Here is a 21016-nt window from a genome sequence, read left to right as displayed (position 1 = left end):
GCGTGACAGCGCACCCCGGGCCGGGTTTGCTGGGGCATGGCACCCCCGTTTTCGTACCGGCCATAACAACATCCAACCGCTTCGCGGGTGCCGCAACCGCGCATTCCACCGGATCCACCGTGTGCGGTAGTTCACACACCGTCAGCGAACTGCCACGCGCCGCACCCCACCCTCTGGAGGATCACCCGATGTCCCACCACTCCCAGCCGCCGGGGCCCGGCGAGGTCACCCGTCGCTCGGTCCTGCGGGCCGGAGCCGGCCTGACCCTGGGCGCGGGCCTGCTCGGCGCGGCCGCCGGTCCGGCCTCCGCCGCCTTAGCCGGCCCCGGCCCCGCCGGCCGCCACCCGGCCCTGCGACCGATGGCGCAGAGCGGCGCCGCGCTGTGCGACACCCCCGGCGATTCGGCCAGCGCACAGGGTCTGGGCTCCGGCGACCTCGGCATCCCGTACTTCCGCGCGCACGACGGCTCCTGGGGCTACGTCTTCGGCGACTCCTGGGCCAACGCCGCCCAGCGCGACCCCTACCTCGGCTCGCCGGTGATGCTCGCCCAGGCGAACTTCGACAACAGCGGCGGCTCACCGATCTCGTTCAGCTGGGCGATGCCGACCGGCGGCCAGGCCAACCAGCTGTTCGGCTACACGCACCAGGCGGACAACGGCTACGGCTGGGAGTTCAGCCGGATCCCCAACGACTGCATCGAGTTCGGCGGCCGCACCTACATCCAGTACACCTCGGTGGCCGTCTGGGATCCGCCGGCCGGCTACGACGGCTCGCTGATGTCCGGCGTCGCCTACTCCGACGACTACGGCGTGACCTGGCAGGACTACCCCTACCACTGGGCCGGTGACACCCAGCACAACAACCAGTCCATGTACGGCATGTGGTCCTTCGCCGGCATCGACCCGGACGGCTGGCTCTACATCTTCTCCAAGCGCTGGAACGGCACCCACCGCAACACCGCCGACGGCGGCGCGATCCAGCTCTTCCGGATCCAGCCGGACGACTTCCGGGCCGGGAACTTCGGCGCCCAGCAGAACTGGGCCTACCTCGACGGCTCCTGGCAGTGGACCCAGGCCGCCGCGCCCTCGGTCATCCTCTCCGGCAACAACATCGGGGAGTTCTCCGTCAAGCGGATCGGCGGCACCTACTGCATGAGCTACTTCGACGTCGACGACTACTCGATCTGCACGCGTACCGCGCCCCGCCCCGACGCCGTCTGGACGGCGCCCAAGCCGCAGGTCGTCGGCAACAACACGCTGCCGCCGAGCCACTGGGGCCGGCCGCAGCTGCCCTTCCTCTACGGCGGCTACATCCACCCGGGCAGCGCGAGCGCGAGCTCGCTGACGCTGGTCGTCTCGCAGTGGAACGGGCAGCAGGGGACCTCGCCCTACCGGGTGCTCCAGTACGACGGGATCAACCCGTAGAGCAGGTCGACGGGCGGGGAGGCGCGTTCGCCTCCCCGCCCGGTCACCGCCGTTCGGCGGCGGATGCGCGCTGTCAGTACTGCGTGGACACCGTGACTCCGCTGAAGTCGGTGGTGGCGTGCAGGGTGATGTAGCGGTATCCGGCGGTGGTGTTGGTGACGGTGATGCTCTCGGTGTTGTCCGCGTTGGTCGACTCGGCCGTGTACGCGGTCGGGGTGGCCCAGGTGGTGGGGTTGTAGTAGAGGTCCGCGTTACCGGTGCCGCCACTGGTGGAGACGGTCAGCGTCGAGGTGCCGGCCGGCAGGTAGACGAACAGGTAGTCGTTGTTGCCCGCGGTGGCCGCCTGGTTGGCGCGCGAGCAGTTCTGGCCCATCGTGCGGGTGTCGGTGGCCGTGCACGCGGGCAGGGTTCCGCCGCCGGTCCCGCCGCCGGTGCCGAAGACGTAGCGCGTGGTCACGGTGACCCCGCTGAACGCGGTGGTGGCGTGCAGGTCGATGTAGCGGTATCCGGGGGCGGCGTTGGTGCTGGTGACGGTGAGGCTCTCGGTGTTGCCCGCGTTGGTCGACTTGGCCGTGTACGCGGTCGGCGTGGCCCAGGTGTCGGGGTTGTAGTACAGGTCCGCGTTACCGGTGCCACCACTGGTGGAGATGGTCAGCGTCGAGGTGCCGGCCGGCAGGTAGACGAACAGGCCCTCGTCGTTGCCGACACTGGCCGACTGGTTGGTGCGGTAGCAGTTCTGGCCCATCGAGCGGACGTCGGGGTCCGTGCAGGGGGTCGAGGGGCCGTTCGAGCCGGCGTTGGCCAGCGCGTAGAGCCAGCTGCTGAAGTCGGCGTCGTAACCGGTGCCGATGCTGTTGTAGACGGCGTAGCCGCCGGTGTAGTCACCGGTGCGGAAGTGGGTGAGCATGTTGGTGATGTCCGCGGGGTGCTTCTCGAACATGTACCGCACGGCGAGGTAGCCCCACGGGTAGGTACGGGTGACGTCCGAGTTGTCGTACGTGCTCTGGAACAGCTGGCTCAACTTGTAGGTCTGCTGGCTCGCCTGGGTGATCGCGTCGGTGTCCGCGACCCCGCGGTAGCTGTAGGAGACGTACTCGGCCTGACCCTCGATCCACCAGATGTCCGGGACGCTGATCTCGGTGGGGAAGTCGCCCTTCATGTCGAATTCGCCCTGCATCAGGTGCGCGAACTCGTGGTTGAGGTTCCAGACCCGTGCCGCGAAGCCGTTGTCGTTGGGCCACTGGTACTGGATGGAGACGGGCTGGTTGGCCGGGTCGGTGAGGTTGCCGGACAACGTCTCGCCGCCGTTGTTGGTGCTGTTGCCGAAGATCCAGCTGGAGTAGACCTGGTAGTCCTTGGAACTCGCGAAGATGGCGAGCCGGACCTTCGTGTCGTACTGGCCGGGTATCGGGCTGGTGACCTTGTCCAGGTTCTGGAAGTACGGGACCTCGGCCTGCAGGCTCGAGCAGACCGCCGTCAGGTCCGCGGCGGTCAGCGCCTGCGTCAGCAGGGTGATCGTCGAGCCGCAGGACGTCGTGGTCGGCAGCGACGCGGCGGTGAGCTGGGCCGCGAAGTTGCAGGTGCCGTAGTACGAGCACTGGGCCTGGTCGTTGGCGGAGGTCATCCCGGCGACGCCGACCCACAGTGGTGCCGATGTCCCGGTGATCGCCGAGACGCCCAGCAGCCCCTTGGCCAGCGGGCGGACCTTGGCCTGGAGAGCGGCCGTGTCGAGGAAGCGGGCGACCTCGGTGCCGGCGTTGGAGTCCAGGTAGGACGCGTCCCCGCTCAGCTCCGACTGGTTCTTCAGCGCGAACGTGTTCAGCGTGTCGATGAGGCTCGGGTCCGCGGTGACCGCGGTGATGAACGCGGGGTTCTGGTGGCCGCGGAAGACCGGGGTGAAGACGTCGTTGACGGCCGCGACCATGCTGGGGATCGCGTCGTAGGAGCTGGTGTAGGCGTTGAGCACCTGCTTGTAGGTGCTCAGGTAGCGGGCCTGCTCGTTCGCACTGTCCGTCAGCACGATGACGTCGCCGGCGATGTCACCGTTGTCCGCGCTGACGTCCATGAAGTGCGGGGACGCGATGAAGGCGTCCAGGGCGCCCTCGATGGCCGCCTTCAGGGTCGGGCCGTACGTCCCGACGTCGGTGGGGTGGTAGTACTGGACGTAGTAGCCGGCGCGCAGGAACAGCACGAGCTGCCACACCGAGGTGGAGTTGTTGCCGGCGTAGGAGGCCGAGGCGCTCTGGAGGGCGCCGGCCACGGTGACCATCTGCGCCTCGTTGAAGACGCTGTGCGCGTCGGTGCCGGTGAGCTTGAACAGCGTGTTCACGCAGTCCATGGTCGAGGCCTGGATGTAGCTGACCAGCGCGGATCCGGAACGGCTGCCGAAGTCGGCGGCCGTACAGGACTGTGCCGCCGCCAGGGACATGGCCTTCGCGTGCGCGGTGGCCTTCGACGGCGCGGTCGGGCTGACCGGGCTGACCGGCGGCTGCTTGGCGGGGTCGACCGGCCGGCTCCGCACGTCCGCCTGGGTGGACGGCCCGGTGTTGAGGCCGAGCGGCCCCAGCCCCTGGGGAGCGCTCGCGCCGTGGGCGGGAGCGGCGGGAGCGGCGGCCGGGGACTTCGGGCCGGCTGCGGCGATCGCCGGCGAAGCCAGCAGACCGGCCGTCGCTATGCCGGCCGCCAGCGTGGCGGCCAGGAATCTGGGCAGGGCAAATCGATGGCGCATCAATGCTCCTGAGTGAACGTGGGGGTACGCCTCAGGTGGGGGGTGAGACGTGACATGTAACATCTCACTGCCTCTGGCCACTGGCAACGCACTGCGTGATAGCACCTCGCCCGGGCGGTGATAACACCCGCGCCCGCTACCGCAGGTGCGACGCCTGCACGGCGAGGTCACGGTAGGCCGCCGTCGCGCACCGGTGGACGGTCTCGACGACCTCCTCGGAGACGCCGCCCAGCTGCCAGGCCAGCAGGTAGCGGCACCAGACCGGCCTGCCGGTCAGGGGTTTGACCAGTACGCCGGCGGACGGGCGGAAGGTCGCCTGCACGACCGCGACGCCCAGCCCGGCGGCGATCATGTCCTGGAGTTGGCGCATGTCGCCGAGGAACTGGTGCACCGTGACCGGGTGGAATCCGGCGACCTGGCAGGCGACGTAGAAGACCCCGGGCCAGCCGGCGCCGTCGTCCGGTGTCACGAACCAGGCGTCCTCGGCCAGTTCGGACAGCGAGACCTCACTCCGGTCGGCCAACCGGTGGTCGGCGGGCAGCGCCACGAATGACGGCTCGGTGACGATCCCGCGATGCGCGACGGCCTGCGAGTGCTGCAACTCCAGGCCGGGATAGTCCGTGCCGATCGCGGCGTCCAGCTCACCGCTCTCCAGGAGCTCCACGATCTGCGCCGAGGAGTAGACGGAACTGACGGTCAGCGCCAGCTGCGGCAGCGCCCGGCGGATCCGGACGACCAGGCCGGACAGGATCGGCGTGTTGGTCGCGCCCAGCCGCAGGACCTGGCCGGCCCCGCCGGCGCCCGCGTCCGATGGCCGGCCGATGGCGTCCACCTGCGCGAGCACGTCACGCGCCTGCGCGAGGACCTTCACGCCGAACGGCGTCGGGAGCACCCCCGCCCGGCTGCGCAGGAACAGCTCCCCGCCGAAATAGCTCTCGATCCGCTGGAGTTGGGTACTGACCGCCGGCTGCGAGTAGCCCAGGAGCGCCGCCGCGCGGCGCAGCGCACCGGTGTCCGCGATCGCACACACCAGGCGCAGATGACGAAGCTCAAGCTGTTCCATCGTTGCTCCGGTGACATGTCGATTGCGGTCACCCCCGTAGCAGGGGCAGCAGCAGCGCGGCGGACCAGCTGAAGTTCGGGGAGTTGCGGGCGGCTCCGGTCAGCGGGTGGTAGTTCTCCGACAGGGGGGCGTCCTGGGTGAGCCCGCCCGCGACGGCGATCAGGCGGGCGGTGAGGTCGCGGGCGTCGGCGGTGAAGCCGTAGTGACGCAGCCCCTCCAGCGCGAAGTACGCCTGGTCCAGCCAGACCAGACCGCGCCAGTAGCCCTCGGGATCGAAGTACGGCGAGCTCCTGGAGACGGTCGGGAAGGGCAGCCGGGTGCCGAACTCGGCGGGGTCGAGCAGGCGGGTGCGCACACTGGCGGCCTGGGCGGGTGTCGCGGTGCCGGACCAGAGCGGGACGACGCCCTCGATTCCGCGTCCCCGAGCGGTCAGGCGGGCACCGGTGGCCAGGTCGGTGTCGTGGAACCAACCGGTGGCCGAATCGTACATGCTCGCGCGGACGGCCCGGTCCACGCCGTCCGCCTGCGCACGCAGCCGCGCCGCGGCCGACCGGTCGCCCAGGGTCTCCGCGATCGCGGCGAGATGGCGCTTGTCGGCGGCGAGGTAGGCGTTGAGGTCGACGGAGTGCTGGGTGAGCGAGTAGCCGAGCAGGGTGCCGTCCGCGCTTCGGTTGGGGACGACGGCCGCGCCGAGCGCGGCGTCGAAGCGGGGGGCGTTGTCCATCCCGCTCTCCCAGGCGGCGGCCTGACGGCAGTCCTCGGCGGCGGCGTTGGCGGGGTCCACGGTGGCGCCGTACTCGGCCAGGCCGTCGTGGCCGTGGTCCCGGTCGCGGTACCACCAGTCCTGGTAGGCGGTCAGCTGCGGATAGAGCTCCCGCAGGAAGGCCCGGTCCCCGCCGTGCCGGTAGACCTCCCAGACCGCCCAGGCGGCCAGCGGTGGCTTGGAGTTGCGCTCGTTCCAGTTGCCACCGCCGGTGCTCGGGTCGTTGTAGAAGACGCAGTCGGGGATCATCCCGGCGTCCTGCGGGCGGGTCGGCGAGTCGGGCCGGATCTGGTGGTCGAACATCGCGCGGATCTGCGCGGCGGCGAGCTCGGGCGCGAAGCGGGCCGTGCCGACGGCCTGCTTCCAGGTGTCCCAGGCCCAGACTCCGTTGAACCACTTGTTGGAGAGCGAGGGGGTGATCGCGTCGTGACGGATCCGGCCGGCCGGGCTGCGCCAGTTGGTGATCAGCGTCTGCACGCATTTGACGGCGAGCCGGCGACGCTCGGCCGGGACGCCCTCGGTCGCGCGGTCGAGGTAGCCCTGCCAGCGGGCGGCGTTGGCCGCCCCGACCGCATCGGGGTCGGTCAGGGCGCGGTCGACCGTGGCGGCCTCGCGGGTGCGCTCGGCGGCGGTGAAGGTGTAGGTCTCGACCCAGTCGAGGCTTCGGCTCCCGCCCGGCACGAGGGTGAGCGGCGCGCTGAGCGCGGTGCGGTAGGAGTCGCCGTCCACGGTGGTGCGGACCGCGTTCGCGTGGGTGATCTCGAAGCGTTCCGTGCCATCGGTCAGGAAGTCCCAGACCTCCCTGACCCGCGCGAACTCCACGGCGACGCCGGTCGCGGTCGCGCCGAGCGCGAGTGCGGCGTGCTGCGGCTGCTCGGCGGGGCGCAGCAGCGTGCCGTTCCAGCAGACGGTGAGGGTGCGCGGGGTAGCGGCGCTGTTGGTGAGCCGGGCGCGGACGAGGGCGCTGCGGTTGCCGGCGAAGCAGAGGTCCAGACGCAGCGTCAGCCCGGCACCGAGGTCGTAGGACTGGCGCAGCCGGCCGGGCAGGGCGGTCAGCCGTGGTGGCGCTCCGGCGGACAGGGCGAGTGGCTGGCCGTGCTCGCCGACCTCGATCCGGCTGAACCCGCCGCTCAGCCACCACGGGTACTCCTGGGCGAGGTAGAGCGGCCCGCTGAATCCGCCGTGCGCGGCGGTGTCCTGGACGGTGGGCAGGGCGTAGGCGTGCCAGGCGCCCAGGTCGGCCAGGACGGTGACGGGGTTGTTGTCGTTGCCGTCCCCGGGGTAGGCGACGGCGGGGACGCCGTGGAGGTCCAGGACGTCCGGGTACTCCTCCTGGGCACGGTCGGCGGGCTGCGCCGGCGCGGCCGTCGCGGTGGCAGCGGTGGCAGCGGTGGCGGCGGTGGCCGGCAGCGCGGCGGTCGCGGCGAGTGCGGTGGCGGTGGAGGCGGCGGCCAGGAAGTGACGTCGGTCCAGCGGGCTCATGCGCGGTCCTCGGTGGGGTGGAGGCGGACAACAGCGGCGTCGAGCGGTCCCAGCGTGAGCCGGCCGGCGACGGCCGTCCCGGTCAACAGGTCGGTCCCGGTGGCGTCCAGGGTCAGCCGGACGGTGTCCGGGCCGTGGTTGAGCAGGCAGAGGTACGTGGTGCCGTCCTCGGCGTGCCGGCGGGTGGCCTCGACACCGGGCGGCAGCGGGAGCGGGAACGCCGGTGCGATCGCGGTCGGTGCCAGCGCCAGGTCGAGCACCGCGGCGATGTCCGCGCCGAGGTGGCAGCCGACGTACCAGGCCGCCCCGGCGCCGTGGACGTTACGGGTGACGGCGGGACGGCCCGCCAGGTCGCCGCTGGCGTAGTGGGCGAGTGCCTGGGCGCCTTCGGTCTCCAGCCACTCGCTCCACAGAGTGGCCCGGATCTCGCCCGAGGCCAACCGCACCGTGGTCGAGGCGCCGTCGGGGATCGGCCAGTGCTCGTCGACCACCACGCCCAGCAGCGGGCGCAGCGGGCCCGGGTGCCCCCCGGCGTGGACGTGGTCGTCGCGGTCGCTGATCCCGCTGAAGGGACCGCAGACCAGCGTCCCGCCGCCATGGACGTAGCGGGTGAGCCAGTGGGCGCTCTCCTCGGTGAGCAGGTAGAGGTTGGGGGCCAGCACCGCCCGGTAGCCGTCGAGCGGCGCACCGGGGCGGACGAAGTCGATCGTCACCCCCCGCTCGTACAGCGCCGCGTACCACGGGCGGAGCAGGTCCGGCCAGCGCATCCGGGCGCTGGGGTGCTCGTCCAGCTCCAGCGCCCACCAGCTGTCCCAGTCCAGGACGACGGCGGCCTGCCCGCGCAGCCGGCTGCCGGCCAGCTCCACGAGGCGGCGCAGCTCGGCGCCGAACCGCACGGTCTCCCGCCACCCGCGCGAGGCGGTGCCGCGGTGCGGCAGCATGGCGCTGTGGAACTTCTCCGCCCCGGCCACCGAGGCGCGCCACTGGAAGAAGAGGATGCCGTCCGCTCCCCTGGCCAGCGCCTGGAGCGACCAGAGGCGCTGCAGCCCGGGCCGTTTGGGCAGGTTGACGGGACGCCAGCTGACGGCGGAGGGCGCCTGCTCCATCAGCAGCCATGGCCGGCCGTCCTTGAGCGAGCGCATCAGGTCGTAGGTCATCGCGGCCGTGACGTGGGCCCGGGGGTCGGCCGGGTCGGGGTAGGCGTCGTCGGAGACGAAGTCCTCGTGCCGGGCCCACTCCCAGTAGTCCAGCGCCTTGAACATCGACATGAAGTTGGTGGTGACCGGCACCTGTGGGCAGATCTCCTCCAGCACGGCCCGCTCGGCGCGGTGGCAGGCCAGCAGGGCGTCGGAGCAGAAGCGCCGCCAGTCCAGGAGCTGCGTCGGGTTGCCCGGTCCCGGCGCGGTGCGCGGGGGTTCGATCTCCTCGAAGCATCCGTAGCGCTGCGACCAGAAGGCGGTGCCCCAGGCCTGGTTGAGCGTCTCGACGTCTTCGTAACGCTCGGTCAGCCAGCGGCGGAAGTCAGTGGCGGACTCGGCGCAGAAGCACTCGGTGACGTGGTCGCCGTACTCGTTGTGGATGTGCCAGAGCGCCAGCGCCGGGTGGTCGCGGTAGCGCTCGGCGAGCGCCCGGGTCAGGCGCGTGGCGGCGGCGCGGTAGACGGCCGAGGACGGGCAGTAGTGCTGCCGGGAGCCGAACTCGAGCCGCACGCCGTCGGCGGTGACCGGACGCAGCTCGGGGTGGGCGCGCACCAGCCAGGCCGGGGGCGAGGCGGTGGCGGTGGCCAGGTCGACGGCGACGCCGTGCGCGTGCAGCAGGTCCAGCAGCCGGTCCAGCCAGCCGAAGTCCCAGCTGTCCGGCGCGGGCTGCAGCCGGGCCCAGGCGAAGACGCCGACGGTGGCCAGGGTGACCCCGGCCTCCCGCATCAGCCGGGCGTCCTCGGCCCAGACCTGTTCGGGCCACTGGTCGGCGTTGTAGTCGCCGCCGTAGAGCAGCCCGGGCACCCGGGTGAGGCCGGCGGACGCCCCGGATCTCGCTCCGGTCATCCCCGCCCCCCGACGTCTGAAGACCTCATGCCGTCTACAGAACGCAGGACATGCCAAGCCCGTCAAGAGTCGTGACCGCTTTCGTACCCCCGACCGCGCACGGCATCGCCCCGGCGTCACGCACCGCGTCGCTCACGGCCACCGGTGATCATCGGCAGGGCAGATCTAGGGCAAACTAGGATCGTTCGCATCGCGCTACGCGCGAAGAGTTCCATCAATGTCCCATTTGACCGAATCAACTCCCGCCCCACACGCTCGGAGCCACCCTCATGGACCAGCTGTCCACCGCCGACACCGACGGCGCGATAGAGACACGCGGAATCGAACCCGTCCCGGACCACGAGCGCCACGGCAGAGTCCGCGAGCTCTTCCCGACCTGGGTCGCGGCGAACATCAGCGTCCTGCTGCTCACCATGGGTGCGGCCCTGGTGGTGTTCAACCAGCTGAACTTCTGGCAGGTCCTGATCGTCGCGGCGTGCGCCGCGCTTGCCTCCTTCGGCATGGTCGGCCTGGTGTCGGTCTCCGGTAAGTGGGGCGGGGCGCCGGGTGCCACGCTCTCCCGGGCCACCTTCGGTGTGCGCGGCAACCTCTTCCCCGGCGCGGTCCTCTGGGTCGCCCGGTTCGGCTGGGAGACGATCAACGCCGTCACCGGCGCCTACGCGGTGCTGACCGTGCTGGACCTGCTCTTCGGCGTCAAGAGCAACACCGCGCTGATCGTCGTCACGCTCTTCGTCTTCGTCGCCTGCACGTTCCTGGTCTCCGGCATGGGCCGCAAGGCGCTGAACGTCTGCAACACCTGGTCGACGTACCTCTTCGGCATCTTCAGCGTCCTGGTGCTGGGCTACCTGATCGCGACCATCCACTGGAGCGAGGTCTTCTCCAAGCCCGCGGGCACCACCGCGATGATGATCGCCGGCATCGGGACCATCGCGGCCGGCGGCATCAGCTGGGTCCCCACCGGCCCGGACTTCGCCCGCTACCTGCCGCACGCGGCTTCGGGGAGGAAGATCGTCGGCGTGACGGTCTCCGGCGCCGGTCTGGTGATGGTGCCGATGGTGCTGATGGGCGCCGTGATGGCGGTGGCCTCGCCCGGTCTGGCGCAGGCCGCGGACCCGGTCTCCTTCCTCGGTGACCTGCTGCCGACCTGGCTGGCCGTGCCGTACCTGCTGACCGCGATCGTGGGCATGCTGCTGATCAACAGCCTCTCGATGTACTCGGCCGGCTTCACCGCGCAGACCATGGGGGTCAAGCTCCCGCGCGCCATGGCCGTCAGCATCAACGCCGTGATCTCGCTGGTCGGCGGCCTGATGCTGATGCTGGTCGCCAAGAGCTTCCTGGGCTCCTTCATCACCTTCCTGATCCTGCTCGCCGTCTCCTTCTCGGCCTGGATCGGCGTCTACGCCGTGGACATGTTCCGGCGCCGGTCGCGTGCGGTGCGCTACGACGCCCGCGCGCTGATGGACACCACCCCGAGCAGCCGGTACTGGTACACCGGCGGCTTCTGCTGGCAGGCGATGGCGTCCTGGGTGCTGGCCCTGCTGACCGGGCTCGCCTTCACCAAGTGCGACTGGTTCGCCGGCCCGTTCTCCGGCACTCCCATCGGCCGGTACGGACTCGCCTGGGCCGCGACCATCGTGATCTCCGCCGTGATCATGGCCGTGCTCCCCACCCCCCGGGAGAACACCCCGGCCACCGCCACGCCCGGGTCCGAGCAGGCCGACCTGGCCGAACAGGCCGAACCGGTCACCGTCTGAGGCGAAGGCACGGGGACGCAACTACGCTCGTCCCCGTGCCCGTCCCGTCCACGCGTCATGTTGCCGTCCTCGTACTGGAGGGCGCGAAGCCACTCGACGTCGGCATCCCCGCGCAGGTGTTCAGCACCCGCGCTAGCATGCCGTACGAGGTCCGCGTGTGCGGCGCCTCCCCCGGGCTGGTGACCGGCGGCGACGGTCTGTCGTACGCCGTCGCGCACGGCCTGGAGGCGCTCGGGTGGGCGGACATCGTCTTCATCCCCGGCTACCGGTTCCCGGACCGGGACGACCCGCCGCAGGCCGTCATCGACGCGCTGATCGCCGCCCACGGCCGGGGTGCGCGGCTCGCGGCCATCTCGACCGGCGCCTTCGCCCTCGCCGCGACGGGCCTGCTGGACGGCCGGCGCGCCACCACGCACTGGCACTACACGCGGGCGCTGGCGGCCCGGCATCCGCTCGTGCGGGTCGACGAGAACGTCCTGTTCGTCGACGAGGGCAGCGTGCTGACCTCGGCCGGCGCGGCCTCCGGCATCGACCTGTGCCTGCACATCCTGCGCGGCGATCTCGGCGTGGCCGCCTCGAACCACGCGGCCCGGCGCCTGGTCGCCGCCCCCTATCGCAGCGGCGGCCAGGCGCAGTACGTTCCGCGCAGCGTGCCCGAGTCGCTCGGCGCGCGGTTCGCCGCCACCCGCGAATGGGCACTGCACCGGCTGGACGAGCCGCTCACCCTGGGGATGCTCGCCCGGCACGCGGCGGTGTCACCGCGCACCTTCTCCCGGCGCTTCGTCGAGGACACGGGCTACACACCGCTGCAGTGGGTCATGCGTGCGCGCGTCGACGTCGCCCGGGAGCTGCTGGAACGCTCCCCGCGGAGCATCGAGCAGATCGCCGCCGACGTCGGTCTCGGCACCGGGACCAACCTGCGGCTGCACTTCCAACGCGTGCTGGGCACCACCCCGAGCGAGTACCGGCGCACCTTCGCGCAGGGTGAGTAGCCCGCCACCGGCCGATGGCTCGATCCTTTCGGACCCTGGCGATCTTGCCGCTGTCACCGGCGCGGGCCGTCCGCGAGGCTGGTGGTGACCCCGAAAGGACAGGACAGCACTCATGACTCGCATCGCCATCAACGGATTCGGCCGCATCGGACGCAACGTGCTGCGCGCCCTGCTCGAACGCGGCAGCGAACTCGACGTCGTCGCCGTCAACGACCTCACCGAGCCCGCCACCCTCGCGCGCCTGCTCGCCTACGACACGACGGCGGGCCGGCTCGGCCGCCCGGTGACCACCGACGGGAACGCCCTCGTCGTCGACGGCCGCCGCATCGTGGTGCTGGCCGAGCGCGAACCGGCGATGCTGCCCTGGGCCGACCTCGGTGTCGACATCGTGCTGGAGGCGACCGGCCGCTTCACCTCCGCCACCGCCGCCCGCGCCCACCTCGACGCGGGCGCCAAGAAGGTCCTCGTCAGCGCGCCGGCGGACGGCGCCGACGTCACGCTCGCCTACGGCGTCAACACCGACGCGTACGACCCCGCCGCGCACACGATCGTCTCCAACGCCTCGTGCACCACCAACGCGCTCGCGCCGCTGGCCGCCGTCCTCGACGAACTCGCCGGCATCGAGCACGGCTTCATGACGACCGTGCACGCCTACACGCAGGAGCAGAACCTCCAGGACGGCCCGCACCGCGACGCCCGGCGCGCCCGCGCGGCCGCCGTCAACATCGTGCCCACCACGACGGGCGCCGCCAAGGCGATCGGCCTCGTGCTGCCGAACCTGGCGGGCAAGCTGTCGGGCGACTCGATCCGGGTGCCGGTCCCGGTGGGCTCGATCGTCGAACTCAACACGACCGTCGCCCGCGACGTCACGCGCGAGGACGTCCTGGCGGCCTACCGCACCGCCGCACAGGGCCCGCTCGCCGGCGTGCTCGAGTACTCGGAGGACCCGCTGGTCTCCTCCGACATCACCGGCAACCCGGCCTCGGCGATCTTCGACTCGGCCCTCACCCGCGTCGACGGCCGCCACATCAAGGTAGTCGCCTGGTACGACAACGAGTGGGGCTTCTCGAACCGGGTGATCGACACCCTCGAACTCCTCGCCACCGCCTGACCCGGTGCTCCCCGCGCTCCCCGCGCCGATTCAAGCCGGAGCTGGTCTGCTGGTCCTTGGGGGCCGTCCAACTCGCAGCACGGGGAGCGCCAGATGAGCATCTACCGAGTCGCACAGGTCGCCGCCGCCGGCGGTCCGTTCGAGATCGTCGAGCGGGAGGCGGCCCAGCCGGGCCCGGGCCACGTCCGGATCGCCGTGGACGCGTGCGGTGTCTGCCACAGCGACGCCATCTTCGTGAACGCCGGGCTCCCGGGCGTACGGTTCCCGCTGGTCCCCGGGCACGAGATCGCCGGGCGCATCGAGGCGCTCGGCGAGGGAACGCACGTCGGGTGGCAGGTGGGCGACCGCGTGGCGGTCGGCTGGTTCGGCGGCAGCTGCCGGCACTGCACGTCCTGCAGGCGAGGTGACTTCATCGTCTGCGAGAACATCAAGATCCCCGGGTGGGCCTACGACGGGGGCTACGCCGAGACGGTGATCGCACCGGCGGACGCGCTGGCCCGGATCCCCGACGCCCTGGCGGCCACCGATGCGGCGCCCATGGCCTGCGCGGGGGTGACCACGTACAACGGGCTGCGGCGCAGCTCCGCCCGGCCGGGCGACCTGGTCGCCGTACTCGGCATCGGCGGCCTCGGCCACCTGGGGGTGCAGTACGCGGCCGCGATGGGCTTCGAGACCGTGGCCATCGCCCGTGGGCCCGCCAAGGCCGACTTCGCCGAGCAGCTCGGCGCGCACCACTACATCGACAGCACCGCGGACACCACCGTCGCGGACGCGCTGCTGGCCCTCGGCGGCGCCAAGGTCGTCCTGGCCACCGCCGCCAACTCCGACGCCATCACGGCCACCGTGGGCGGCCTCGCCCCCCGCGGCGAGCTGGTGGTCATCGGCGCCGACGCCGAGCCGCTGGGCATCAGCCCGAACGAGCTGCTCATGAGCGGCAGGATCATCCGCGGCCACCCGTCCGGCACCGCGCAGGACGTGCAGGACACCATGGCGTTCAGCGCCCTGCACGGGATCCGCCCGATGACCGAGGTCGTGCCGCTGAGCGAAGCCGCCGAGGCCTACCAGAAGATGATCTCCGGCGCCGCCCGCTTCCGGATGGTGCTGGCCGTCTCCTGACGCAGCGTCAGGAGACGGCCAGGTCGGCGGGGCTGAGGCACGCCGACGCGTCGAGCCGACGGGACAAGTTCGAGTCCCGGGTGCAAAGCAGGCGTCTCAGCTCTCGGCGGGGCGGCGGCCCGGTCTGCGCGCCGGGAATCGGATCGCCGTCAACGGGGTTGGTGGGGCCATGCGAGCGATTCAGGTATACGAAGTGGGCGGTCCCGAGGTGCTGCAGGAGGCCGAGGTGGACCAGCCGCGGCCGGGTCCGGGCGAGGCGATCGTGGAGGTCGCCGCATCCGGGGTCAACTTCCTCGACGTCTACCACCGCGAAGGCCGGTACAGCCTCCCGCTGCCCTTCACCCCGGGCGCTGAGGGCGCCGGCACGGTCGTCGAAGTGGGACCCGGCGTCGCTGACGTCGCAGTCGGGGACCGGGTCGGTTGGGTGGAGATTCCCGGCACGTATGCCGAGCGGGCCGTCGTGGACTCCTCCCGGCTGGTGCCGCTGCCCGACGATATCGGCTTCGAGACAGCCGCCGCCGTGCTCCTCCAAGGCATGACCGCGCACTATCTCGTCAAGGACGCCTACCCGGTTCAGGGGGGCGACACGGTGCTCGTGCATGCGGCTGCCGGTGGCATGGGGCTGCTTTTGACCCAGCTCATCACCCATCTCGGCGGCAGGGTGATCGGCACGACGTCGACCACGGCGAAGGCCGAGCTGGCGAAGCGTGCCGGGGCCGCTGAGGTGATCCTTTCCTCCGCAGTCGACGATCTCGCAGCCGAGGTGAGGCGGCTGAACGGCGGTCAGGGGCTGCCGGTTGTCTTCGACGGCGTCGGCGCGCACACCTTCGAGGCGAGCCTCGCCAGCCTGCGAACCCGCGGTCATCTCGTGCTCTTCGGCGCGGCAAGTGGTGCCGTGCCGCCGTTTGATCCGATTCGGCTCGCCCAGGGCGGTTCGCTGACCCTGATCCGGCCCAGCCTCGGGGACTTCATCGCCGATCGGTCCGAACTGCTGCGACGGGCCGCCGACGTGTTCGAGTGGGTGCGCTCCAAGGCGCTTGAGGTCACCGTGACGGGCCGCTACGCATTGTCCGAGGCCGCCCAGGCCCACAGCGATCTGGAGGCTCGGCGTACCACCGGCAAGCTGCTCGTCATACCCGATGCGGCCGCTGCCGGACGCCGCGAGGAGACGCAGAGCTGATCGCGGGTGACGCCCCTTCAAGATCCCTCAGTCCGGCGTCAGCGAGCGAACTTCTCGACGGCGGCCGGCGTGACGGGGGTGAAGAAGTTGACGAGGTTGCCGTCGGGGTCGCGGAACAGGAGCGAGCGGTTACCCCACGGCATCGTGGTGGGCTCGTTGACGAAGTCCTGGACGAAGCCGGTCAGGTTCTGGTGCACGGCGTCCACGTCGTCGACGAGGAACTCCAGGATGACGCTGCGGTTGTCAGCCGGCTGGGCGGAGCCGGGCGCGAACAGCGGGACGGTACGGGTGCCGGCGATCGCGAGGGTGGCCGCAGGTGTCCTGAGCTCGGCGAAGTCCTCGGTGGACCAGCTCGCCGGCACTCCGGTGGTGCGCTCGTAGAAGTCGACGAGGCGTGCGACGTCGCCCGTGATGATGCGCATCGAGACGAAGTTCATGGGGTTCTCCAGGTGGTGGGTTGATCTGGTTGGTGCTCCTGACCACACGCTAGGACGAATACCGGGCGGAACCCGCCCGGTATTCGAGGGAGACTTCCGGGTATGCCCAGACCCACAGCCCGCGTGCTCGCCCTGCTGGAACTCCTGCAGTCGGGCGGCCTTCGTACCGTGGCCGAACTCGCCGATCGGCTCGACGTCGACGAGCGCACGGTGCGGCGGTACGTGAACCACCTCATCGACCTCGACGTGCCCGTCGAGTCGGTGCGCGGCCGCTACGGCGGCTACCGCCTCGCACCCGGCTTCCGGATGCCTCCGCTGATGCTCAGCGACGACGAGGCGCTCGCCGTCCTGCTCGGCCTGGTCGCGAGCCGGCGCTCCGGCCTGACGACGGCCACCGGCACGGCGGGCGAGACGGCGGCGGCCAAGGTCCGGCGGGTGCTGCCCGAGCGGCTGGTCCGCAGACTCGACGCCGTGCTCGACTCGCTCGCCTTCACCGGCGCGCCCGACACGTCGGCCGCCCCGGAGACCGCCGTCCTGCTCCCGATCGCCGACGCGGTGCGCCATCACCGGCCGATCTCGATCCGGTACACCGCCGCCGACGGTCGGCACAGCGAGCGCACCCTGCACCCGCACGGGCTCGTCGCTCATGCGGGCAAGTGGTACGTGACGGGTGCGGATCCCACGATCGGCGAGGACCGGACGTTCCGGCTGGATCGCATCGCCGTCGCGAAGACCCTGCCCGGTTCGTTCGAGCCGCCCGCCGGACTCGATCCGGCACAGCGCCTCCTCCAGGGCTTCGCGACGGCTCCCTACCGGCACGAGGTGACGCTGCGGGTCCAGGGCACCGCCGAGCAGATCCGCGCCCGGCTTCCCGCCGGCGTCGCGCTCGTGGCAGAACTGCCGTCCGCGAGCGGCGCGGATCCGCAGGCCGAGCGCTGGTCCCGCGTCGACATGCGGGTGGACCGGCTCGACTGGCTGCCCGCCGTCCTCGCGTCGCTGGACCGCCCGTTCGTCATCGAGCGACCGGACGAGCTGCGCGACCTCGTCGTGGCGCTCGCCGATCGGCTGGCGGATTCGGCCCGGCGGCGGGCGCCGGAGGGGCGCCCGCCGGGCCCCGGGACCGGGTCGGGGAATCCGTAGCCGCCTGGTCGGCTCTCGTCGACCCGGCCGGCCGCCGATCAGCAGTCGTCGTGCAGCAGCCCGGCGCGCAGCGTGGCCAGGGCGCGGGCCAGCAGGCGTGAGACCTGCATCTGGGAGACGCCCAGGCGCTCGCCGATCTCGGCCTGGGTCAGCTCCTCCACGAAGCGCAGCGAGATGATCGTCCGGTCGCGCTCCGGCAGGGAGGCGATCAGGGGCTTGAGGGCGTGCAGGTCCTCGACCCGGGCGATCCGGGTGTCGTCGAAGCCCAGCCGGCGGGCCAGCGTGCTGTCGGGCGAGTCGTTCTCGAGCTGCATGTCCAGCGAACCGGCGGTGTAGCCGTTGCCGGCGGTCAGGCCCTCGGTGACCTCGTCGTCACTCACCCCGGTGAGCAAGGCGAGTTCGGCGACGGTGGGCGCGCGGTCCAGTCGCTGCTCCAGCTCGTCCGTTGCCTTGGCCAGCGTCAGGCGCAGTTCCTGCAGGCGGCGGGGCACGTGGACGGCCCAGGTGGTGTCCCGGAAGTGTCGCTTGATCTCGCCGATGATGGTGGGCAGCGCGAAGGTGGTGAACTCCAGTCCGCGTTCGGGTTCGAAACGGTCGATGGCCTTGATGAGGCCGATGGTGCCGACCTGGACGATGTCGTCCATCGGCTCCGAACTGGACATGAACCGGCGCGCCGCGTACTTCACGAGCGAGATGTTCAGCTCGATCAGGACGCCTCGGACATAGGAGAAGCCGGCCGTGCCCTCTTCGAGCAGGCTCAGCCTGGCCAGCAGCACCCGGGACAGTTCGCGCGCGTCGGCGGGGGCGACGACGCCGGGGTCGTCGATCTGCGGCAGGTCCGCCGACGCGGGGTGTGCGGCGGCAGCCGGCGAGGTGTTCGACGACGTGGTGGTGCCGTGCACGGGATGGGGATTGGCCGGCAGAGCGCGAGGCGCTGTCATGACGTTCCTTCCGTCGGGTGTCGTCGTAGTGCGCCTCTAGCCCTATCACTAGTGGTGATGTACCCCAAACCTCAAACTGTCCATAATGTCCGTTTATGTCTTTTTTATGGCTGCGCTGATGCGACAGACGCCACCTCGTAGCGCGGGGGCTCGGACATCATCAGGTTCAGGCAGAGCGAGACAACCGCCGACTCCACATCGCGATGGATCGGCTGGGTGCGACTGATCCCGGTCAGGCGGAAGAGGTTGAACACCGGCGGGGTCGGGGCAGCGAGGGCCAGGCTCCCGTCCGCGAGCCCGGTCTCGCGCATCGCCCGGATGATGACGTTCAACCCGGACGAGTCCATGAACGGCACCCCTTCCAGATCGACGACCAGGTGCCGGCGGCCGTGGGCCAGCTGGTCCGCGAGGTGCTGCCACAGCAAGGGGGCTGTGGCGACGTCGAGTTCGCCCGCGACCGACAGCACCGCCAGCTCCCCTCGGAGCACACAGGTGACACTCAGTTCGACGGAGTCCTCGGGCAGCGGAACGGACACGGACATCGGCGCAGACCTCCTGGACGGTTCGGCATGGGTCGCTCCCCCGTCTGCCCGCGTCTCGCAGGCCCATGCCGCCCATTCCGATGCCGCCCGTCAGAGGAAGTGCCGGACGGGAGCGGTCGCCGCCTCCTGCACCCGCTGGAGGAAGCCGCGTCGCTCCCAGCGCAACGGATCGATGCGTTCGCTGCGCAGCAGGTCCTCGTCGAAGTGCGTGTCCAGGCGGGCCGTGAAGTGCTCGTCCAGCACCGCGAGCATCACCTCCTCGTCATGGTCCAGCGAGCGACGGTTGAAGTTGGTCGAGCCGACCAGGGCGGCCACCCCGTCCACCGTGATCACCTTGGCGTGCATCATCGTCGGCTGGAAGTGCCAGACCCGCACTCCACGGCGGGCGAGTTCCTGGTAGAAGCGCTCGCCGGCCAGCTGGCACACCCGCTTGTCGGTGTGCGGGCCGGGCAAGAGGATCTCCACCTCCACGCCGCGTTCGGCCGCCTGGCACAGCAGCTCGACGAAGTACCGGTCGGGGGCGAAGTACGCGGTGGCCAGCCGCAGGCGCCGGCGCGCCGAGGTGATGACCACCCTCATCAGGGTCTGCATGTCCTGCCAGCCCACGCTGGCCGAGCCCCGGACCACCTGCACCACGGCGCCGCCGCTCTGCTGGTGCCGGGGGAACTGGTCGTGCTCGTCGTAGAGTCCCTCCTCCCGGCACTCCGCCCAGTTCTGCGCGAACGCCGCCGCCAGGCCGTCGACAGCCGGCCCGGTCACCTGGACATGGGTGTCGCGCCACTCCCCGGGATGCCGGGCGTCGCCGCACCACTCCTCGGCGATGCCCACGCCGCCGGTGAAGGCCGTCACGGCATCGACCACCAGCACCTTGCGGTGGCAGCGGTGGTTCTGCTTCAGCGGCGACAGGCGGACCGGCCTGCGGAACCACGCCACGTCCACGCCGGCCCGAACCATCGTCTCCAGCACGTCGTTCTCGATCAGCCGCCCGCCGAAGCCGTCCAGCAGCAGTCGTACGCGGACGCCCTCCGCCGCCTTCGCCGCCAGCGCCGCCGCGAAGTCGCGGGCGATCTGGCCCCGCCAGTACACGAACGTCGTCATGTCGACCGTGTAGCGGGCCGCCCGGACGGCGGACAGCATGGCCGGGAAGATCTCATCACCGTTGCGCAGCGGCAGGAGCGTGTTCCCCTCCGTCGCGGCGATGCCGATCAACCGCTCCAAGCGCCGGCGCAGTTCCTGCTTACGCTGCGCCACCGCGGCGGGGGAATCAGCTTCCTGTCGCGTCGAAAAGCTGCCGACCGATCCCGGCGCCACCGTCATGATTCAACCCTTTCGGCCATGAGGACAACCGGCGCCCACCGGACGCCGGCCTGGCGTCTGCCCCTGATCGACGGCGGCAAGCACGGGTGCGGGTGTGCGTGCGGGTGCCGCATGAGACGCCTGAGTCCGGGTAGACGGCCCGGAGATCCACTGCCCGGCGCCGCCGCCGGGTCCGTACGGCTGGTGGTGAGCGAGCTCGTCACCAACGCGGCGAAGCTGGAATGACAACTCCCGGGCCGTTTCCCAGGGGCGGCCTCGTCCGCACCCCCGACGTCACCCAGGAGGGCTCCATGAGCACACCGCACGGGCACGGCAACACCGGCGACACCCACCCGGGCGACAGCCCGGCCACCGCACGGCAGACGTCATCCGGTGTCCCGCCGGGCGGCGCGCACCGCGCGGCGGACGGGCAGAGCGACCGACTCCACCAGGAGCTGAAGCGTGCCGTCCGACGCCTGCAGCACACCTTCGGGCACCCCGCTGACGACTGACGGATGAGCCGGCGCGCGGCGCGCGCGGCGCCGCAGCCGCGGCGAGGTCGCGCCACCGCCGACCCGCGGCAGGCCCCGGTAAACTGCGCCCATGCCGTCTGCCCATTTCTCCGCCCTCATGAGTGAGGAACAGATCGCCGCCCTCGCGGACGCCGCGGTCGCGGACCTGGCCTCACGGCTCGCCGTGCGCGCGTTCCAGCCGCTCCCCCCGGACCCCCCGACCGGCACCGCCGCCGGGGAGGTGCCGCCGGCCCGGCCGTGGGAGGTCTACGCGCAGGGGGACGCGCTCGCCCGGCTGCACACCCTGCTGCACCTGCAACGCGCGGTGGAACGGCTGACGGACCAGGCGGCACGGACGGCCGCCGAGGCCGGCGCGGGCTACCCGCAGCTGGGGGACGCCTTGGAGATGAGCCGTCAGGGCGCGCGCAAGCGGTGGCCCGGGCTGGTCGGCGCGCCGCCACGCCTGCCGGCCTGACACACCGGCAGGCGA

General features: G+C 71.4%; 17 protein-coding genes. 9 read left to right on the top strand and 8 right to left on the bottom strand.

Annotation, left to right across the window (positions count from 1 at the left end; all coding sequences use genetic code 11):
* Window positions 1–188: 188 nt before the first annotated feature.
* Window positions 189–1424 carry a DUF4185 domain-containing protein gene (locus BS80_RS28725; protein ID WP_035803550.1) on the top strand — a complete coding sequence of 412 codons (1236 nt, stop codon included), beginning with the start codon at window positions 189–191 and terminating at the stop codon, window positions 1422–1424.
* A gap of 73 nt (window positions 1425–1497) precedes the next feature.
* On the opposite strand, the gene BS80_RS28720 is transcribed toward BS80_RS28725, so the two are convergent.
* The 4 genes from BS80_RS28720 to BS80_RS28705 form a co-directional block, all read right to left on the bottom strand.
* A complete protein-coding gene (locus tag BS80_RS28720; RefSeq protein WP_035803548.1) occupies window positions 1498–4152 on the bottom strand; it encodes a M9 family metallopeptidase in 2655 nt (884 codons plus the stop codon).
* Window positions 4153–4288: 136 nt separating this feature from the next.
* Window positions 4289–5215, bottom strand: coding sequence for a LysR family transcriptional regulator (locus BS80_RS28715; protein ID WP_035804182.1), 927 nt, complete (start codon window positions 5213–5215; stop codon window positions 4289–4291).
* 28 nt (window positions 5216–5243) lie between these two features.
* On the bottom strand, window positions 5244–7460 hold the full coding sequence (locus tag BS80_RS43655; RefSeq protein ID WP_051967311.1) for an MGH1-like glycoside hydrolase domain-containing protein: 2217 nt from the start codon (window positions 7458–7460) through the stop codon (window positions 5244–5246).
* Window positions 7457–9505, bottom strand: a complete 2049-nt coding sequence (locus BS80_RS28705) for a beta-galactosidase (RefSeq protein ID WP_051967310.1) — start codon at window positions 9503–9505, stop codon at window positions 7457–7459. Before BS80_RS28705 ends, BS80_RS43655 begins: the two co-directional genes overlap by 4 nt.
* Before the next feature lie 269 nt (window positions 9506–9774).
* On the opposite strand from BS80_RS28705, the gene BS80_RS28700 reads away from it, so the two are divergent.
* From BS80_RS28700 to BS80_RS28680, 5 genes are all read left to right on the top strand, one after another.
* Complete coding sequence (locus BS80_RS28700) at window positions 9775–11259, top strand: purine-cytosine permease family protein (protein ID WP_035803546.1); 1485 nt, start codon at window positions 9775–9777, stop codon at window positions 11257–11259.
* A gap of 35 nt (window positions 11260–11294) precedes the next feature.
* Window positions 11295–12251, top strand: coding sequence for a GlxA family transcriptional regulator (locus tag BS80_RS28695; RefSeq protein WP_035803544.1), 957 nt, complete (start codon window positions 11295–11297; stop codon window positions 12249–12251).
* 112 nt (window positions 12252–12363) lie between these two features.
* Window positions 12364–13362 carry a type I glyceraldehyde-3-phosphate dehydrogenase gene (gap, locus tag BS80_RS28690; protein WP_035803541.1) on the top strand — a complete coding sequence of 333 codons (999 nt, stop codon included), beginning with the start codon at window positions 12364–12366 and terminating at the stop codon, window positions 13360–13362.
* Between the two features lie 93 nt (window positions 13363–13455).
* Entirely contained in the window at window positions 13456–14478 is a 1023-nt protein-coding gene (locus BS80_RS28685) for an alcohol dehydrogenase (RefSeq protein ID WP_035803539.1), read from the top strand.
* A 169-nt stretch (window positions 14479–14647) separates the two neighbouring features.
* Window positions 14648–15658, top strand: coding sequence for a quinone oxidoreductase family protein (locus BS80_RS28680; RefSeq protein WP_035803537.1), 1011 nt, complete (start codon window positions 14648–14650; stop codon window positions 15656–15658).
* Window positions 15659–15696: 38 nt separating this feature from the next.
* On the opposite strand, the gene BS80_RS28675 is transcribed toward BS80_RS28680, so the two are convergent.
* A complete protein-coding gene (locus tag BS80_RS28675) occupies window positions 15697–16095 on the bottom strand; it encodes a VOC family protein (protein WP_035803535.1) in 399 nt (132 codons plus the stop codon).
* A 102-nt stretch (window positions 16096–16197) separates the two neighbouring features.
* On the opposite strand from BS80_RS28675, the gene BS80_RS28670 reads away from it, so the two are divergent.
* On the top strand, window positions 16198–17235 hold the full coding sequence (locus BS80_RS28670) for a helix-turn-helix transcriptional regulator (RefSeq protein ID WP_035803533.1): 1038 nt from the start codon (window positions 16198–16200) through the stop codon (window positions 17233–17235).
* 38 nt (window positions 17236–17273) lie between these two features.
* Here BS80_RS28670 and BS80_RS28665 read toward each other — a convergent pair whose 3' ends face one another.
* The 3 genes from BS80_RS28665 to BS80_RS28655 form a co-directional block, all read right to left on the bottom strand.
* Window positions 17274–18176 (bottom strand): RNA polymerase sigma factor SigF, encoded by a 903-nt coding sequence (locus BS80_RS28665; RefSeq protein ID WP_051967309.1) that lies wholly within the window; start codon window positions 18174–18176, stop codon window positions 17274–17276.
* Window positions 18177–18280: 104 nt separating this feature from the next.
* Window positions 18281–18718 carry an STAS domain-containing protein gene (locus tag BS80_RS28660; protein WP_035803529.1) on the bottom strand — a complete coding sequence of 146 codons (438 nt, stop codon included), beginning with the start codon at window positions 18716–18718 and terminating at the stop codon, window positions 18281–18283.
* Between the two features lie 90 nt (window positions 18719–18808).
* Window positions 18809–20035: a phospholipase D-like domain-containing protein gene (locus BS80_RS28655; RefSeq protein ID WP_035803526.1), complete on the bottom strand. Its 1227-nt coding sequence runs from the start codon at window positions 20033–20035 to the stop codon at window positions 18809–18811.
* A 290-nt stretch (window positions 20036–20325) separates the two neighbouring features.
* On the opposite strand from BS80_RS28655, the gene BS80_RS28650 reads away from it, so the two are divergent.
* Window positions 20326–20526, top strand: coding sequence for a hypothetical protein (locus BS80_RS28650; RefSeq protein ID WP_035803519.1), 201 nt, complete (start codon window positions 20326–20328; stop codon window positions 20524–20526).
* Between the two features lie 91 nt (window positions 20527–20617).
* Window positions 20618–21001 (top strand): hypothetical protein, encoded by a 384-nt coding sequence (locus BS80_RS41180; protein ID WP_157536654.1) that lies wholly within the window; start codon window positions 20618–20620, stop codon window positions 20999–21001.
* Window positions 21002–21016: the final 15 nt, after the last annotated feature.

This window comes from Kitasatospora mediocidica KCTC 9733 (genome assembly GCF_000744225.1).
Taxonomy (GTDB): domain Bacteria; phylum Actinomycetota; class Actinomycetes; order Streptomycetales; family Streptomycetaceae; genus Kitasatospora; species Kitasatospora mediocidica.
The sequence above is the reverse complement of the archived record's forward strand: the minus strand, read 5'-3'. Positions and strand labels throughout refer to the sequence as shown.

What these genes read in the sequence shown, in the direction of transcription:
- BS80_RS28725 (WP_035803550.1), top strand. Translation starts at nt 189, where the DNA reads ATGTCCCACCACTCCCAGCCGCCGGGGCCCGGCGAGGTCACCCGTCGC.
- BS80_RS28720 (WP_035803548.1), bottom strand. Translation starts at nt 4,152, where the DNA reads ATGCGCCATCGATTTGCCCTGCCCAGATTCCTGGCCGCCACGCTGGCG.
- BS80_RS28715 (WP_035804182.1), bottom strand. Translation starts at nt 5,215, where the DNA reads ATGGAACAGCTTGAGCTTCGTCATCTGCGCCTGGTGTGTGCGATCGCG.
- BS80_RS43655 (WP_051967311.1), bottom strand. Translation starts at nt 7,460, where the DNA reads ATGAGCCCGCTGGACCGACGTCACTTCCTGGCCGCCGCCTCCACCGCC.
- BS80_RS28705 (WP_051967310.1), bottom strand. Translation starts at nt 9,505, where the DNA reads ATGACCGGAGCGAGATCCGGGGCGTCCGCCGGCCTCACCCGGGTGCCC.
- BS80_RS28700 (WP_035803546.1), top strand. Translation starts at nt 9,775, where the DNA reads ATGGACCAGCTGTCCACCGCCGACACCGACGGCGCGATAGAGACACGC.
- gap (WP_035803541.1), top strand. Translation starts at nt 12,364, where the DNA reads ATGACTCGCATCGCCATCAACGGATTCGGCCGCATCGGACGCAACGTG.
- BS80_RS28685 (WP_035803539.1), top strand. Translation starts at nt 13,456, where the DNA reads ATGAGCATCTACCGAGTCGCACAGGTCGCCGCCGCCGGCGGTCCGTTC.
- BS80_RS28680 (WP_035803537.1), top strand. Translation starts at nt 14,648, where the DNA reads ATGCGAGCGATTCAGGTATACGAAGTGGGCGGTCCCGAGGTGCTGCAG.
- BS80_RS28675 (WP_035803535.1), bottom strand. Translation starts at nt 16,095, where the DNA reads ATGAACTTCGTCTCGATGCGCATCATCACGGGCGACGTCGCACGCCTC.
- BS80_RS28670 (WP_035803533.1), top strand. Translation starts at nt 16,198, where the DNA reads ATGCCCAGACCCACAGCCCGCGTGCTCGCCCTGCTGGAACTCCTGCAG.
- BS80_RS28665 (WP_051967309.1), bottom strand. Translation starts at nt 18,176, where the DNA reads ATGACAGCGCCTCGCGCTCTGCCGGCCAATCCCCATCCCGTGCACGGC.
- BS80_RS28660 (WP_035803529.1), bottom strand. Translation starts at nt 18,718, where the DNA reads ATGTCCGTGTCCGTTCCGCTGCCCGAGGACTCCGTCGAACTGAGTGTC.
- BS80_RS28655 (WP_035803526.1), bottom strand. Translation starts at nt 20,035, where the DNA reads ATGACGGTGGCGCCGGGATCGGTCGGCAGCTTTTCGACGCGACAGGAA.
- BS80_RS28650 (WP_035803519.1), top strand. Translation starts at nt 20,326, where the DNA reads ATGAGCACACCGCACGGGCACGGCAACACCGGCGACACCCACCCGGGC.
- BS80_RS41180 (WP_157536654.1), top strand. Translation starts at nt 20,618, where the DNA reads ATGCCGTCTGCCCATTTCTCCGCCCTCATGAGTGAGGAACAGATCGCC.